19 protein-coding genes are annotated in these 14,725 nt (G+C 50.0%); all 19 read left to right on the forward strand.

The features are described 5' to 3' along the window. Window positions 1-20: 20 nt before the first annotated feature. The 19 genes from OCV59_RS06905 (at window position 21) to OCV59_RS06995 (ending at window position 14,716) form a co-directional block, all read left to right on the forward strand. Entirely contained in the window at window positions 21-338 is a 318-nt protein-coding gene (locus OCV59_RS06905) for a hypothetical protein (RefSeq protein WP_147593761.1), read from the forward strand. A gap of 135 nt (window positions 339-473) precedes the next feature. Beyond that, window positions 474-716 carry a hypothetical protein gene (locus OCV59_RS06910; RefSeq protein ID WP_147593762.1) on the forward strand — a complete coding sequence of 81 codons (243 nt, stop codon included), beginning with the start codon at window positions 474-476 and terminating at the stop codon, window positions 714-716. After that, complete coding sequence (locus OCV59_RS06915; protein WP_147593763.1) at window positions 706-990, forward strand: YdbC family protein; 285 nt, start codon at window positions 706-708, stop codon at window positions 988-990. The genes OCV59_RS06910 and OCV59_RS06915 overlap by 11 nt, the downstream gene beginning before the upstream one ends. A gap of 93 nt (window positions 991-1,083) precedes the next feature. Continuing rightward, a complete protein-coding gene (locus OCV59_RS06920; RefSeq protein WP_055247379.1) occupies window positions 1,084-1,716 on the forward strand; it encodes a GyrI-like domain-containing protein in 633 nt (210 codons plus the stop codon). Between the two features lie 123 nt (window positions 1,717-1,839). Then, window positions 1,840-2,049, forward strand: coding sequence for a hypothetical protein (locus tag OCV59_RS06925; protein ID WP_147593764.1), 210 nt, complete (start codon window positions 1,840-1,842; stop codon window positions 2,047-2,049). 83 nt (window positions 2,050-2,132) lie between these two features. Then, window positions 2,133-2,288 (forward strand): hypothetical protein, encoded by a 156-nt coding sequence (locus OCV59_RS06930; protein WP_262584190.1) that lies wholly within the window; start codon window positions 2,133-2,135, stop codon window positions 2,286-2,288. Beyond that, window positions 2,245-2,772 (forward strand): JAB domain-containing protein, encoded by a 528-nt coding sequence (locus OCV59_RS06935; RefSeq protein ID WP_147593765.1) that lies wholly within the window; start codon window positions 2,245-2,247, stop codon window positions 2,770-2,772. Before OCV59_RS06930 ends, OCV59_RS06935 begins: the two co-directional genes overlap by 44 nt. Further along, window positions 2,735-4,102 (forward strand): DUF3846 domain-containing protein, encoded by a 1,368-nt coding sequence (locus OCV59_RS06940; protein WP_147593766.1) that lies wholly within the window; start codon window positions 2,735-2,737, stop codon window positions 4,100-4,102. Before OCV59_RS06935 ends, OCV59_RS06940 begins: the two co-directional genes overlap by 38 nt. A 118-nt stretch (window positions 4,103-4,220) precedes the next feature. Continuing rightward, window positions 4,221-4,559, forward strand: coding sequence for a plasmid mobilization relaxosome protein MobC (locus tag OCV59_RS06945; protein WP_147593767.1), 339 nt, complete (start codon window positions 4,221-4,223; stop codon window positions 4,557-4,559). Continuing rightward, complete coding sequence (locus OCV59_RS06950; RefSeq protein WP_262584191.1) at window positions 4,550-5,893, forward strand: relaxase/mobilization nuclease domain-containing protein; 1,344 nt, start codon at window positions 4,550-4,552, stop codon at window positions 5,891-5,893. Before OCV59_RS06945 ends, OCV59_RS06950 begins: the two co-directional genes overlap by 10 nt. Beyond that, on the forward strand, window positions 5,877-6,512 hold the full coding sequence (locus tag OCV59_RS06955; RefSeq protein WP_147593769.1) for a PcfB family protein: 636 nt from the start codon (window positions 5,877-5,879) through the stop codon (window positions 6,510-6,512). The genes OCV59_RS06950 and OCV59_RS06955 overlap by 17 nt, the downstream gene beginning before the upstream one ends. Before the next feature lie 3 nt (window positions 6,513-6,515). Further along, a complete protein-coding gene (locus tag OCV59_RS06960; RefSeq protein WP_147593770.1) occupies window positions 6,516-6,707 on the forward strand; it encodes a hypothetical protein in 192 nt (63 codons plus the stop codon). Further along, on the forward strand, window positions 6,697-8,547 hold the full coding sequence (locus OCV59_RS06965) for a VirD4-like conjugal transfer protein, CD1115 family (protein ID WP_262584192.1): 1,851 nt from the start codon (window positions 6,697-6,699) through the stop codon (window positions 8,545-8,547). The genes OCV59_RS06960 and OCV59_RS06965 overlap by 11 nt, the downstream gene beginning before the upstream one ends. 58 nt (window positions 8,548-8,605) lie before the next feature. Continuing rightward, window positions 8,606-8,851, forward strand: coding sequence for a glutamyl-tRNA amidotransferase (locus OCV59_RS06970; RefSeq protein WP_449495051.1), 246 nt, complete (start codon window positions 8,606-8,608; stop codon window positions 8,849-8,851). Between the two features lie 195 nt (window positions 8,852-9,046). After that, window positions 9,047-9,994, forward strand: coding sequence for a virulence protein RhuM/Fic/DOC family protein (gene rhuM, locus OCV59_RS06975; RefSeq protein WP_147593773.1), 948 nt, complete (start codon window positions 9,047-9,049; stop codon window positions 9,992-9,994). Window positions 9,995-10,115: 121 nt separating this feature from the next. Beyond that, window positions 10,116-10,952, forward strand: a complete 837-nt coding sequence (locus OCV59_RS06980; RefSeq protein WP_147593774.1) for a hypothetical protein — start codon at window positions 10,116-10,118, stop codon at window positions 10,950-10,952. A 10-nt stretch (window positions 10,953-10,962) separates the two neighbouring features. Further along, the gene (locus OCV59_RS06985; RefSeq protein ID WP_147593775.1) at window positions 10,963-11,922 is read left to right on the forward strand and encodes a DUF5688 family protein; all 960 of its coding nucleotides are present in this window, start codon (window positions 10,963-10,965) and stop codon (window positions 11,920-11,922) included. Further along, on the forward strand, window positions 11,922-12,383 hold the full coding sequence (locus OCV59_RS06990) for a PrgI family protein (RefSeq protein WP_147593776.1): 462 nt from the start codon (window positions 11,922-11,924) through the stop codon (window positions 12,381-12,383). The genes OCV59_RS06985 and OCV59_RS06990 overlap by 1 nt, the downstream gene beginning before the upstream one ends. Then, complete coding sequence (locus OCV59_RS06995) at window positions 12,377-14,716, forward strand: VirB4-like conjugal transfer ATPase, CD1110 family (RefSeq protein ID WP_147593777.1); 2,340 nt, start codon at window positions 12,377-12,379, stop codon at window positions 14,714-14,716. The genes OCV59_RS06990 and OCV59_RS06995 overlap by 7 nt, the downstream gene beginning before the upstream one ends. Window positions 14,717-14,725 lie beyond the last annotated feature (9 nt).

A 14,725-nucleotide genomic window follows, 5' to 3' on the forward strand; every position in this document is an offset into this window, starting at 1 on the left:
GATCCTGGAAAGGGATCTATATGGCAAACTGCAATGAGAACATAGCCTCGATATGCGGCACGAATGCAGGGATCGTCGCGGAGCTCCTTGATGATCTCATAACGGATAATCTGGAGGAGACGGTCACCACAGGAGATAAAAAATGGTGCAGATGCTCGGTAAAGAGCATGACGGTATACTGCCCGTTCCTCACGGTATGGCAGGCAGGAGCGGCCGTCAAAAGATTGAAAAAGAAGGGCATCATCGTGGCATCCGGATTCAATGAGGATCCGTTCGACCATACGAACTGGTATGCATTCACGGAATACGGCATGAGGCTGCTGAAGGAGAGGTGGTAGTGATGGGAAAGAGAAGATGTCCGCAAATGTGTCCGTTCAGACAGAGGGCTGCCCCCTTCTGCGGATTCTGTATGGAGAAGATCCTGCAGGAACGGACTGTGCAGGAAAAGAATATTGTGAGAGAAGGTGATGCAGATGGACAGGAAAGCGAAACTGAGGATATTCGGAAAGCTCCTTGATGCAGGCTTTGATGATGAGAAGAAAGTGATGAACTTCCAGCTTAAAGATCTGCTTGAGACAGATATCCGAAACGATGAGATCGGTGCAGTGATCGAGCTGCAGCAGGCGGTGAAGAACCACAAGGTGATCGCATATTTTGCAGATAAAGCAGAAGAGACAGGACAAAAAAGGAATGGAGGGTATGAGAATGAGGGATAATGAGATAGCATACGAGATCGTGAAAAGAATCGGAGTGATAAACAGATATCCGACAGGCTGGAACAAGGAGATCAACCTTGTCTCCTGGAATGGAGGCGCAGCAAAATATGATATCAGGGACTGGGACCCGGATCATGCGCGCATGTCAAGGGGAGTGACCCTGACAGAGCAGGAGTTTGCACGAATGATGAACCATGTGCTGGAAAAGGATCCTCAGATCAGGAATATCATGGAAAATGAAAAGCATAAGGCTCAGAAGGATATGGAACGATAGGAATTGCTCCGGCACAGCGGGTGCAAAATGTGCACCCGCAGATACATGGGAGATGGTATAATAGATGTGCAAACTGGAATTTTGGAGGTTATTATGGCTTTTGATTTTAAAAAAGAGTATAAAGAATTCTATATGCCGAAGAACAAACCAGAGATTGTAAATGTACCTAAGGCAAATTATATTGCAGTTAGAGGAAAAGGCAATCCAAATGAAGAAGGCGGAGCATATCAACAAGCAATCAGTGTTCTATATGCTGTTGCATACACATTAAAAATGAGTTACAAGACTGATTATAAAATTGAAGGATTTTTTGAATATGTTGTTCCGCCATTGGAAGGTTTTTGGTGGCAGGATGATGTCGAGAGTGTAGATTATACAAATAAGTCTGCTTTCAGCTGGATTTCTGTTATCCGTTTGCCTGATTTCATTTCTAAAGCTGATTTTGACTGGGCGGTAGAAACAGCAACGAAAAAGAAGAAACTTGATTGTTCGTCAGCAGAGTATCTTACGATTGATGAGGGATTATGCGTTCAAATTATGCATATTGGTTCTTTTGATAATGAGCCAGCAACTGTTGCTCTTATGGATACTTATTTAGAACAAAATGGATATGTTAATGATATTAACAAAGATAGGTTGCACCACGAGATTTATATGTCTGATGCAAGAAAGGTTGCCCCAGAAAAATGGAAAACTGTAATTAGACATCCAATTAAGAAAGCGTAAAATTCCAGTTTGTTGAATTAGTTCTCTGCGCATCATACGATCCAAGAAAATATTAGTGGAGTCTCATAATTGACTGTTTTCGCAAAAGGTTTATGCTGTAATCAAAAACAGGAGGATCTCTTAATGGAAAAGGATATACAGAAACCGCAGATGAAGGATGAAGAGCATTTCATGAAAGAGGATTACCCGAAAAAGATCCGGCAGTCATATCGGAAGATCTGCGAGGGACTGGATGAGATACAGATCTCGGATCTGGACTTGCTGGCGGATCAGATCTATAAGTCAGCATATCTGGACGGCTTTGAGGATGCATTGTATTTCAAAGATATTTAAGTGGAGATAGAAGTACATTACCGGAAGGAGAGATCTTTCCGGTATTTATTTTGCCCGAAAACAGGAGAGAGGAGGGAGCATATATGGCAGAACTGAAGATCAGATCTTTCGGGGAGCTTCGGGATATCATCATCGAAGGTCTGAAAGAGGGAACCGTTATATCAGTGGATCTGAAAGAAAGGGAGGAGACGGAAAATGACGAAGGAGAAGGAAAAGACGACGGAATACGGAAGCCTTGAGGTGGTGAACGTGCGTCTGGTGAAGGAGCCTTCCCTCATCAGCGACACGCCGGTTACCTCGTCGGATGATGCGGTCGCACTCATAAAGGATCTCATTTCCCAGTTCGACAGGGAAGTGTTCTGCATCCTAAATATGGCCGCTGATGGAAAACCGATCAGTATGAACGTGGTGAGTATCGGAACACTGAACCAGGCACTTGTGAGTCCGCGGGAGGTGTTCAAAAGCAGCATACTTTCCAATGCGGCGGCATTCATAGCATTCCACTGTCATCCTTCAGGAAACCCGTCGCCGTCCAGAGAAGATGCGGAAGCGACGCAGACGCTGAAGAAGGCAGGAAATCTTCTTGGGATCAAAATGGTGGATCATCTGGTCGTGGGATGCGGCAGCGGGAAAAGCTTCAGTTTTCAGAAGGAAGGGCTGCTGATCGGTGATGTGGTGAAGAATCATGAGGAGTTCAGAAAGGGCAGGGAACAGGAAAGGTAGCGATATGTGGGTGACTGGTAAGGAAATAGAAGAGGCGAAAAAGCATGATCTGCTTTCGTATCTGAAGATTGCGGATCCTTTTGAGCTGAAAAGATTTTCTCATGATACCTGGTGTCTGAGATCACACGACAGTTTCAAGATATCCAATGGGCTCTGGCACTGGTTCTCCCGCGGCATTGGCGGCAGGAGTGCCGTGGACTATCTGATAAAGGTGAAGGGCTATTCGTTCCAGATGGCGGTGAAAGAAGTGAACAAGGTCATGAACATAGAAAAAACACAGGATATGCGGATCCCTGAAGAGAAGAAAGAATTCAGGCTTTTCGTAAAAAGTCCGGAAAGCGGGAAGGTGATCAGATATCTGACTGGACGCGGGATCGACTGTAAGATCGTGCATGAACTGATCGATGAAGGACTGATCTATGAGGCTGCAAAGGATCATAGCGTCATCTTTGTGGGGCTGGATGAAACCGGGGTTCCGGCACATGCGTCATACAGGACAACGTCTGGAAATCGAAAAGGAGATATTCGCGGAAGCCGGAAAGAGTATGCTTTCCGGATCGAAAGAAAAACTGCAGAGACGGTACGGGTGTTCGAGAGTGCGATCGATCTGCTCTCCTATATGACTCTCCGCAGGATGCAGGAGAAAGAATATGAAGGGGAAAGCCTGATATCGACAGCCGGAGTTTCGGCAGCAGAAGCGGATAGCGAGGGAAGGATCCCGGCAGCTCTCAGAAGGTATCTTGAAGCACATCCTGAGACGAAGACGGTCGCTCTGCATTTCGATAATGACAGGACAGGAAGACGGGCGGCCGAGCAGGCAGAAAAGTTTCTGGAAGGAAGATACAGCGTGGAGATTAACAGAGCAGAAGAAGGAAAAGATTACAATGAATATCTTATGGCAGTGAAAGGAGCTGATAAAATGGAGGAACGGACAACAATAGAAGTGATCATGGTAGAGCCGGGAGAAAGAGCCGTGATCAGGGTGATGGACGACAGTCTTGGAGCCATGCAGGCTGCAGTGGGAGGACTCATCGAGGAGTATATGCCGTTTGAGGATGAGGTGGCACTGATATGCAATGAAGAAGGGAAGATGAACGGGATGCCCTTAAACAGGGCGATATACGGAGAGGACGGGCAGATCATGGATATAATTGCTGGTCCTTTTTTTATTGCCTATGCACCGGTGGAAAGCGAGAATTTTCTCTCGCTGCCGGATGATCTGAAGCAGAAATATATGGACAGGTTCCGCGATCCGGAGAAGTTTTTCATGACGGCAGGCGGCATCAGAGCGGTGCCTTTACGTCAGGAAAGAGTCGATCATGAGCGGTAATAACAGGGTGGGGGATCCCGGGTGTCTATCTTTAGCAAGCAGACCATTCTGCCCCCATAGAGCAGAACAGAAGCTTTCAGGGAGGACCCTGATACCCCGGAGAAGGAAAGGAGAAGAGATGAAAAGAAGCATCAGGAAGTATTATACCCTCAACAGAAAAGAGGCAGAAGAACTGAAGAAGAAGGCGAAGAAAGCCTGCCGCTCGGAGGCGGGGCTTGTGAGAGAGCTGGTCAAAGGATACGAGCCGAGGGAGAAGCCGGGTGACGAGTTCTATGATGCTATGCGGGATGTGAGCAGCATGGCTGACCAGTTGCAGAGGATCCTCGATCATGCAAAAGGAGCATCCCCGGACGAAGAGCAGCTGATTCATCAGGAAATCGGAAGATGGAGAAGCTTTCAGGCAGATATCGAAAGGCGGTTCCTCACGCCGGAGGATGGTATCGCCAAATGGCTGTGACAAAGATCTGGCCGGTGCGGGGAAAGCCGGACAGCCCGCTTTCCTATGTGATGGATGAGATGAAGACAGCCAATCCGAAGTGGAACAGAGAAGAGCTTTCTGCACTCACAGATGTGATGCATTATGCTGCAGATGAAGATAAGACGGAGAAGCAGTTCTTTGTCACCGGGATCAACTGCAGTGCGCAGATCGCAAGAGACCAGTTCGTGACCGTGAAGAAACAGTTCGGAAAAGAAGGCGGCATCGTCGCATATCACGGATACCAGAGTTTTGAGGAGGGCGAGGTCAGCCCAGAGCTTGCTCACCGGATCGGAGTCGAGTTCGCACAGCGGGTCTGGGGCGAGGATTATCAGGTGCTGGTCGCGACCCATCTCAATACAGATCATATCCATAACCATTTCGTCGTGAATTCCGTTTCATTCCGGCATGGCAGGAGACTGCGGGAAAAGCAGTGGTACGAGCTGAACAGGGTATCGGATGAGATCTGCCGGGAGTATGGCCTCAGCGTGGTGGAGCATCCGAAAGGAAAAGGCCTGCCGTATCAGGAACACCGAAGCGAACAGCAGGGCGGGAGCACGCGAAGGAATGTGACGCGTGCAGCCGTCGATGAGGCGATAGCAGTCTCGACGAACCTGAAGGAATTCGAGATCGTGATGAAGTCCAGGGGATATACCTGCAGCTTCAGGGACGACAGGAAACACTGGACGGTGAAGATGAAGGAATGGAAAAAGCCCATGAGACTTTCGGGACTTGGAGAAGACTACACGAAGCAGCGGATCCTTGAGAGGATCACAGAAGAGACGGAGCACAAGGTCTTCGAGGTTTTCCAGAAGACGGTCCATGTCAGATGTCAGTACCGACTTCCGACAAGACGAGAGAAGATACGCAGGATCGGCGGGCTGAAAGGTCTGTACCTTCACTACTGCTATCTTCTGGGATACCTTCCGAGATACCGGAAAGCTCCGGCAAGAGTCCCTCATCTTATCCGTGATGATATCAGAAAGCTTGACATGATCATAGAGGAGGCGCGGTTCATCAGCAGGGAGTCCATAAAGGATCTGGATCACCTGAAAGTCTGCCGGGATCTCAGGGTGGAGAAAGCGGAGCTGCTGACAGGAGAACGGACGCAGCTTCGGAACCTGATCCGGAGGAAGATCCCGGAGGGAGAAAAAGAAGATGCAAAGGAACGGATCGCGGAGATCGGCGAAGAGCTGAAAGTACTCCGAAAGGAGATCAGGCTCACAGAGAACATCGAAACAAGGAGTGTACGGATGGAGGAAAGCATCCGGCAGATAGAAAGAGAGGAGATGAAAAGAGATGAACGCAGGCGGTGATGCGGCAGAACAGATCGTGAGGATGTCGCTGGAAGGAGTGGAGGTCGCGGCCAGGATCACAGGTTCAGGTGCAAAGAACCTGGCGGTCCTCATCGCGGCAGTGCTGAAAGAGGAACAGAAAACACATGGAAAGGCGAGACTTTCCAATATGATAAGATCAGGAAATGAGCTCAAGGTCTTCACAGTGCAGCAGAAGGATCTGAAGAGATTCGCAAAGGAAGCAAAACGATACGGCGTACTTTACAGTGTGCTCAGAGAAAAGGGAAGCGGAAGCCCTGATGCAGCTATCGATGTGATCGCAAGAGCGACGGATGCTCCGAAGATCAACCGGATAGTGGAGAGATTCCATCTGAATACGGTGGACAAGGCATCGGTCGTGAAAACGATGGAGAAGGAACTGGACCGAAACCCCATTCTTGCAAAGACCGGAAAAAGCCCTCAGTCTTTGCAGCACTCAGAGAAGGAAAACGATATCCCTACGGGTAGGAAGCAGAGGACTTCTGTGAGAGAAGAGCTTCAGAAATACAGGGAAGGATCAGAAAAAAGAAAAAAAGCAGCTTCTGTAAAAGACGCGGGAAGGAACCTTTCGGCAGGAAAGAAAAAGGGAAAGGAGAGGTGACGCATGGCGAAGGAAAAATATATAATGACTGTTGATGAGGACACGCAGGGACTGATCATCAACGCGCTCCTCATGCTCCGCGAGGAGAAGCGTAAGGAGGGGATGGATACCGGATGGATCGGAGACGTGATCGTGGATCTGTGCAATGCCCCGAAGAAAAAAACAAGGGTCATGGGTGACGGTTGTGAAAGGTAGAGAGAAGATCATCGCGGCAGCATCCGGCATCATCCCTGCAGTGTGGCTGGCACTTCTCACAGCACCGTTCCTCAGCGGAGGGCTCACGGAGATCGTATCCGGACTTCCGGATGCTCTCTGCAGCCCCTTTGCGATCACCATATGCGAAGACAGTATGAAGACGGTCTTCCTTTTTTTATGTGCCTATATGATAGGAATCGGGATCGCGATTTCTTCCGGAAGGAATTACAGGAGAGGAGAAGAGATGGGTTCGGCTGTATGGGGCGATGCCACGAAGCTGGACCGGAAGTATCGTGCTGTGCCGGACACGGAAAACAAGATCCTGACACAGAACGTGCGGATCGGGCTGGACGGCAGGAAGCACAGGAGAAACCTCAACGTACTGGTGTGTGGAGGCTCCGGTTCCGGGAAGACCCGCTTCTACTGCAAACCGAACCTGATGCAGGCAAACACCTCTCTTGTGGTACTGGATCCGAAGGGAGAGAACCTCAGGGCGACCGGGAACCTGCTGAAGGCAAAAGGATATGAGATCAGGGTGCTCGATCTCATCAACATGAGAAAGAGCCACTGCTACAATCCATTTATCTACCTCAGGGACGACAATGATGTCCAGAGGCTGGTGACGAACCTTTTCAAGTCCACCACGCCGAAAGGTGCGACCAGCAGTGATCCGTTCTGGGACACCGCTGCGCAGATGCTCCTGCTGGCACTGATCTTCTATCTGAGATATGAGGCGCCGGAGGAGGAACAGAATTTCCCGATGGTCATGGAGATGCTCCGGGCAGGTGCGATCACCGATGAGGACGGCGGGGAATATACGCCCCTTGACAGACTCTTTGCAAGACTGGAGCAGAAGGATCCTGATCACATCGCTGTGAAATATTATAAGGATTATCATTCGGGGTCAGCAAAGACCCTGAAGTCGATCCAGATCACGCTGGCATCGAGACTCGAGAAGTTCAATCTGGAAGAGCTGAGGTCGCTCACCATGACGGACGAGCTGGAGCTCGAAAGGATGGGGGAGAGGAAGACTGCACTCTTCGCACTGATACCGGACAATGACACCAGCTTCAACTTTCTGGTGTCAATCCTGTACACGCAGCTTTTCCAGCAGCTGTTCTATGTGGCGGATCACAGGTATGGAGGAAGGCTGCCGGTCCATGTGCATTTCTGCATGGACGAGTTCGCAAACGTGTCGCTCCCGGACGATTTCGACAAGATCCTTGCAGTGATGAGATCCAGAGAAGTTTCTGTGTCCATCATCCTGCAGAACATGGCGCAGCTTAAGGCACTCTTTGAGAAGCAGTGGGAAAGCATCGCAGGCAACTGTGATGTGTTCCTGTATCTGGGAGGAAATGAGCAGAGCACACATAAATATGTCTCGGAGCTTTTGGGAAAGGAGACGATCGATACCAACAACTACAACCGGTCATACGGAAGGAACGGGAGCTATTCCACAGGGTATCAGCTCAGCGGGAGAGAGCTGCTGGATGCGGCTGAAGTCAGGATGCTCGATAACCGCTGCGCGATCCTGTTCATCAGAGGAGAACGGGCTGTAAAGGATCTGAAGTACGACATCCTGAAGCATCCGAATGTCTGCTTCACGGAAGACGGAGGAGCAGAACCGTATCTTCACGGGAAGGTGGAATGGGACATTGCAGATATTTTTATTGAAGAATACAGAGATACCGGCAGGGATGACATAAAAGAAAAGGACACCGACGGATCTGCACCGGAGGAGACGGGATATGAGCTCCTGTCAGAGGCGGACATCCTGAAGGAGATAGAGAAGGAGGAAAAGGAGAATGGACAGAAAGAAAACAGACAGCAGCAGGCATAGAAGCCTTGACAGGCGAGGCAGGATCATCTTCGCAGGATACGCTGCAGCGGTACTGGTCATGACGGTATCCACAGAGACCTGCTTTGCAGCGAACGATCCGCTGGCGGTGGTGAACAATCTTTCCACCTTTATTTTCAGCCTGATCCGTGCGATCGGACTGATCCTGCTGGGGTTCGGTATCGTGCAGGTGGGACTGTCGCTCAAGAGCCATGACCCGTCACAGAGAGCCAACGGGTTTCTGACCCTGGCAGGCGGCATCATCATCACGTTCACGAAAGAGATCCTGGCGCTGATCACAGGGTAGAGTCCTGAAGCAACAGGATACGGCAGTGAGAGCTGCCGGTACATGGCGAGGATCAGTAAAATGGCAGATCCGGTAAACAGTGGTTGTCGCAAAATTTGCGACAGTTCGAATTGAGGATTGCTTTTTTTATTGCCCGAACTCCAACGGGAACGTATAATGTCAATATAGATGAATCTCGTATAGGAGAAAATGTGCATGGAAAAGATAAATGAACTGGTTTTATTTGAAACGAAAGACAAGGAAATAAAACTGTCGGTTCCGCTTGAACAGGAAACTGTGTGGTTGAACAGAAACCAGATGGCCGACCTGTTCGGCAGAGATGTCAAAACGATAGGCAAACATATAAATAATGCATTGAAAGAAGAACTGGATGATGAAGTGGTTGTCGCAAAATTTGCGACAACCACTAAACATGGAGCTGTTGATGGAAAAACGCAAACTCATATGGTGGAATACTATAACCTGGATATGATCATTTCAGTCGGGTATCGGGTGAAATCCAGACGAGGTGTGGAGTTTCGAAGATGGGCAAACAATGTATTGAAGCAGTACATACTGCGAGGATATGCAGTAAATAATAATCGTATCACACAGTTGGGTGAGGTGATACAGGTCATGAAACGCACACAGGATGCTCTGGACAGCGGACAGGTGCTTTCGGTAATAGAAAAGTACAGCACAGCCCTTGATCTTCTGGATGCATATGATCATCAGAATATGGAAAGACCGAAAGGTAATGAGGCTGCTTATATATTGACATACGAAGAATGTAAAGAAATCATATCCAGCATGAGGTTCGGGAATGAATCTGACATTTTCGGCAAGGAGAAAGATGATTCATTCAAAGGCAGTATCGGGAATATATATCAGTCTTTCGGAGGTGAGGATCTCTATCCGACGCTGGAAGAAAAGGCGGCTCATTTATTATACTTCATAACAAAGAATCACAGTTTTCATGATGGAAACAAGAGGATCGCTGCGACGATATTCCTGTATTTTCTTGATAGAAACGGAGCACTGTTTGTAGATGGGAATAAGACAATAGACGATCATACTCTGGTGGCACTTACCATCATGATCGCAGAGTCAAAACCGGAGGAAATGGAAATGATGATAACCGTCATCATGAACTGTATGAAATAGAAGAAACATATGATACGGAGCTGTATTACATGGCCGGAAGGATCGCACTTCCGGTCTTTTATTTTACCCGGAAAGGAGGAAATCGGATGAATATCGTAGCGGAAGGAAGGAGGAGGGAGCATTGTCGGACAACTGGGTCGTACAGAATCTGGAGAACACCCTGGGCACATGGAACGAGAAGCTGGCGGAGATCTGGACGCTGCTGACGCAGTCACCGGAGAAATTCAAAGGCGGGGAGATCTGGAAGGTCATACTGAACATACACGGAGCACTGCAGGCGATCGCGATCGCACTGCTGGTGCTCTTTTTTCTTGTGGGTGTCGTTAAGACGTGCGGTACGGTGGCGGAGCTGAAGAAGCCGGAGCATGCGGTGAAGCTCTTCATAAGGTTCGCCATCGCGAAAGGTGTCGTGACCTACGGGCTGGAACTGATGCTCGCCATCTTCAGCATCGTGCAGGGAGTGATCGAGACGATCATGAGATCGGCAGGAGTGTTCAGTTCTGACAAGGCGGTGCTCCCGAAGAAAATGATAGAGGCCATCGAGGACTGCGGATTCTTTGAGAGCATCCCGCTGTGGGCGGTGACGCTGATCGGGAGCCTGGTGATAACCATCCTCTCGTTCATCATGATCCTGACGGTATACGGAAGGTTCTTCAAGATCTACCTGTACACGGCGATCGCACCGATCCCGCTTGCGACCTTTGCAGGGCAGCCGACGGAGCAGATCGGGAAAAGCTTTCTCAAGAGCTATGCAGGAGTGTGCCTGGAAGGAGCGATTATCATGCTTGCCTGCATCATATTCTCGAAGTTCGCTTCCTCGCCGCCTGAGATCGATGCGGATGCCACCGTGGTGTCCATGGTATGGGCATATATCGGTGAGATGGTGTTCAATATGCTGGTCCTTGTGGGGACTGTGAAAATGGCGGACCGTCTGGTCCATGAAATGATGGGAATATAGGAGGAGAGAAATGGATAAGGAAAAATTCTTTGAAGAGATCACAGAAGCGGTCAAAAAAGAGATCCGTAAAGTACAGGAAGACCTGCAGGTCGAAACAGGTGAAGTGGTGAAGAACAATGACCAGAAACTTCACGGGATCAGCCTTCGCAGACCGGGACAGGAGGCGGCTCCGACCCTGTATCTGGAGGATTGCCTGAGAGAATACGAGAACGGAAGGTCGCTGCAGCAGATCGCAGAGGCAGTGGCGGAAGCACTGAGGGGAGCTTTGCAGAAAGCACCGCAGACAGCAGATATCTCTCTGGAATATCAGGATGTCGAGAAGAAGCTGGTGTTCCAGGTCGCAGAGGCGGAGAGGAACAGAGAACGACTGAAGGATCTTGTCTACAGACCGGCTGCAAACGGGTTCGTCAAGGTGGCCTATGTGATGCTGGAGGAAGACGGGAGCGGCAATCTGTGCTTTGCGGTGACAAAGAGGATGGCGGAAGATTTCGGGTATGACGTGGAGCGTCTTCTGGATAAAGCAGATGCGAACACGCAGCAGCGATACAGACCGGTCCTGACGGAGATGACCGACGTATTCATGGGCGGATCCTGTGCAGAGGGCGGGATCGATCCGCTCACAGAGGATTTTGGAAAGGCTGCGGACGGGATGATGTATGTCCTGACCAACGAGAGCAGTATCAATGGAGCGGGAGCACTGTTCTATCCGGATGTGCAGACGAGGATCGGCGAGATCCTGGGGAGCAGTTATTACGTCCTGCCGTCCAGCAGGCACGAGGTCATCATCACGCCTGAGAGGAATGCTCCCGGGATCAGGGAGCTGCAGGCTCTTGTAAGAGACGTGAACAGGACGATAGTGGAGCCAAGGGATGTACTGAGCGACAGAGTGTTCCTTTTCGATCGTGAAAAGAACAGGCTGATGGAACCGGCAGCTATGGAAAGACTCACGGATGAAAGGAGCAGCAGGTAATGGAAGTCAGGATCAACAAGGAGATACGGGAGTATTCAGAGAACATGTTTTTCGGACTGACACTTCGTCAGTTCTTTTTTTCTGTCCTGGGGTGCGGTGCAGCAGTGGGGATCTATTTCCTCTGCCGTGACGTCCTGGGACTTGAGATCACGACGTGGCTCTGCGTCCTGGGCGTCGTGCCTTTTGCAGCAGTGGGGTTCCTGAGATATAACGGGATGCCTGCAGAGAAGTTCATCGCTGCCTATGTGAAAAGCAGGTTCCTGTTCCCGTCAGGGTATCTCAGCAGGCCGGAGTCTTTGTATTTCAAAGCGATGGAGGAAAGCATCGGGCTGCGCCAGGGGAGCTTTTCGAAGAAAGAGCTCCGAAGGATCAGAAGAAGGGAGAAAAAGCAGAAAAAAGCAGAGGCACGTGAAGCGAAAAAAGAAGCAGAAAGAAGAAAGAGAGGCAGAAGAAAATGTTAAAGACACTGAGATCTATCAACAGACAGGAAAAGGACAGACTCAGGATCCCGCGCTCTGTGCAGGATCTCATCCCCATCAGGACGATCTACCCAGACGGGATCTTCGAGGTGGCACCTGGAAAGTACAGCAGATCCTACCGGTTCGATGATATCAATTATGCGGTGGCATCCGGAAGCGACAAGGACTCCATGTTCCTGAAATACAGCGAGATCCTGAACTCTCTTGACAGCGGAGCGATATCGAAGATCACCATCAACAACAGGCGGATGGACAGAAGAGAGATCACAAGGGACATCCTGCTCCCGGCAAGAGATGACAGGCTGGATGAGTACCGGAAGGAATACAACATGATGCTCCTGTCAAAGGCACTTTCCACGACATCCATCGTGCAGGACAAGTATCTGACCATATCGGTATTCCGAAACAGTATCGAGGATGCCAGAAGTTATTTCAACCGTGTAGGCGCGGAGCTGCAGATGCATTTCAGCAGACTGGGATCAGGTCTTACGGAGCTTGATGCAGAAGAGCGGCTGAAGATCCTGTTCGGCTTTTACCGTATCGGGGAGGAGTCATCCTTCAGTTTCAGCATGGAGGATTCTGCAAAGAAGGGACACTGTTTCAAGGACTATATCTCACCGGACTATATCGAGGTGGCAGATGACTATTTCATGCTGGGTGAAAAGTATGGAAGAGTCATGTTCCTGAAGGACTATGCGGCATTTCTCAAAGACGATATCCTGACGAAGCTCACGGAGATATCCAGGGATCTGATGCTGAGTATCGATATCATCCCCATCCCTACAGACGAGGCGGTAAGAGAAGTGGAAAACAGGATGCTGGGAGTAGAGACGAATGCTGCAAACTGGCAGAGAAGACAGAACGCCAACAACAACTTCACTGCGATGCTCCCGTATGACATGGAGCTTCAGAGAAATGAGACAAAGGAGTTCCTTGAGGATCTGACCACGAGAGATCAGAAAATGATGTTCGCTCTGGTGACGATCGTCCATATGGCGGATACGAAGAAGCAGCTCGATGAGGATACGGAAGCCATCAGGACCGCAGCAAGGGAGAGGATGTGTCAGCTCGCGGTGCTGAAATGGCAGCAGATGGACGGGCTGAACACGGCACTCCCCATCGGTGTAAGAAAGATAGACGTGACCAGGACATTGACCACAGAGAGCCTTGCGGTGCTGATGCCCTTCCGGGTGCAGGAGATCGCACACAGACACGGCATCTATTACGGGCAGAATGCGATCTCAAAGAATATGATCGTGGCGGACAGGGAGCAGCTGATGAACGGGAACTCCTTCATCGTCGGCGTATCGGGATCGGGGAAGTCCTTTGCAGGGAAAAACGAGATCGTGAACCTGATGCTGGCAGGCGACTGCGATGTGATCCTTCTGGATCCGGAGCGGGAGTACAGTGCTCTTGTCCGTGCCATGGGAGGTGAAGTGATCCATATCTCCGCCACCAGTCCAAACCACATCAACGCGATGGATATGAACCGGGAATACGGGGACGGAGCAAACCCGGTGATCCTGAAGTCGGAGTTTGTACTGTCGTTGTGCGAGCAGCTGATCGGAGGGCAGAACCTGGGTGCGAAGCAGAAGTCCATCATTGACCGGTGTACAGCAGGGATATACAGGCAGTACCAGAGCAGAGGATACGAAGGGATCCCGCCGACACTGCAGGATTTCCATCGGGAGCTCCTGTCACAGGATGAGCCGGAGGCGAAGGAGATAGCACTTGCGATAGAGCTTTTCACGGAAGGTTCTCTCAACACCTTTGCAAAGCACACCAATGTGGACACAAACAACCGTCTCATATGCTACGACATCCTGGATCTGGGAAAGCAGCTGATGCCCATCGGCATGCTGGTGGTGCTGGACAGCATCCTGAACCGCATCACGAAAAACAGGGCGAAGGGCAGGAAGACTTTCATCTTCATCGATGAGATCTACCTGCTCTTTCAGCATGAGTATTCGGCGAACTTCCTGTTCACGCTCTGGAAGCGTGTGAGAAAGTACGGGGCATACTGCACCGGCATCACGCAGAACGTGGAGGATCTGCTGCAGTCCCACACTGCAAGGACCATGCTTGCCAACTCGGAGTTTCTGATCATGCTGAATCAGGCACCGACAGACAGGCTGGAACTTGCGAAGCTTATCAATATCTCCAGTGAGCAGATGGATTTTATCAAAGATGTAAATCCCGGATGCGGTCTGATCAAGGTGGGAAGCGCACTGGTGCCTTTCGAGAACAGGTTCCCGAAAAACACGGAGCTTTACCGGCTCATGTCCACGAAAGTCAACGAGAAGATCTATCACTGAGGCGGGCGG

The sequence above is a fragment of the Brotomerdimonas butyrica genome, assembly GCF_025567305.1.
Classification (GTDB): Bacteria; Bacillota; Clostridia; order Peptostreptococcales; family Anaerovoracaceae; genus Lentihominibacter; species Lentihominibacter butyricus.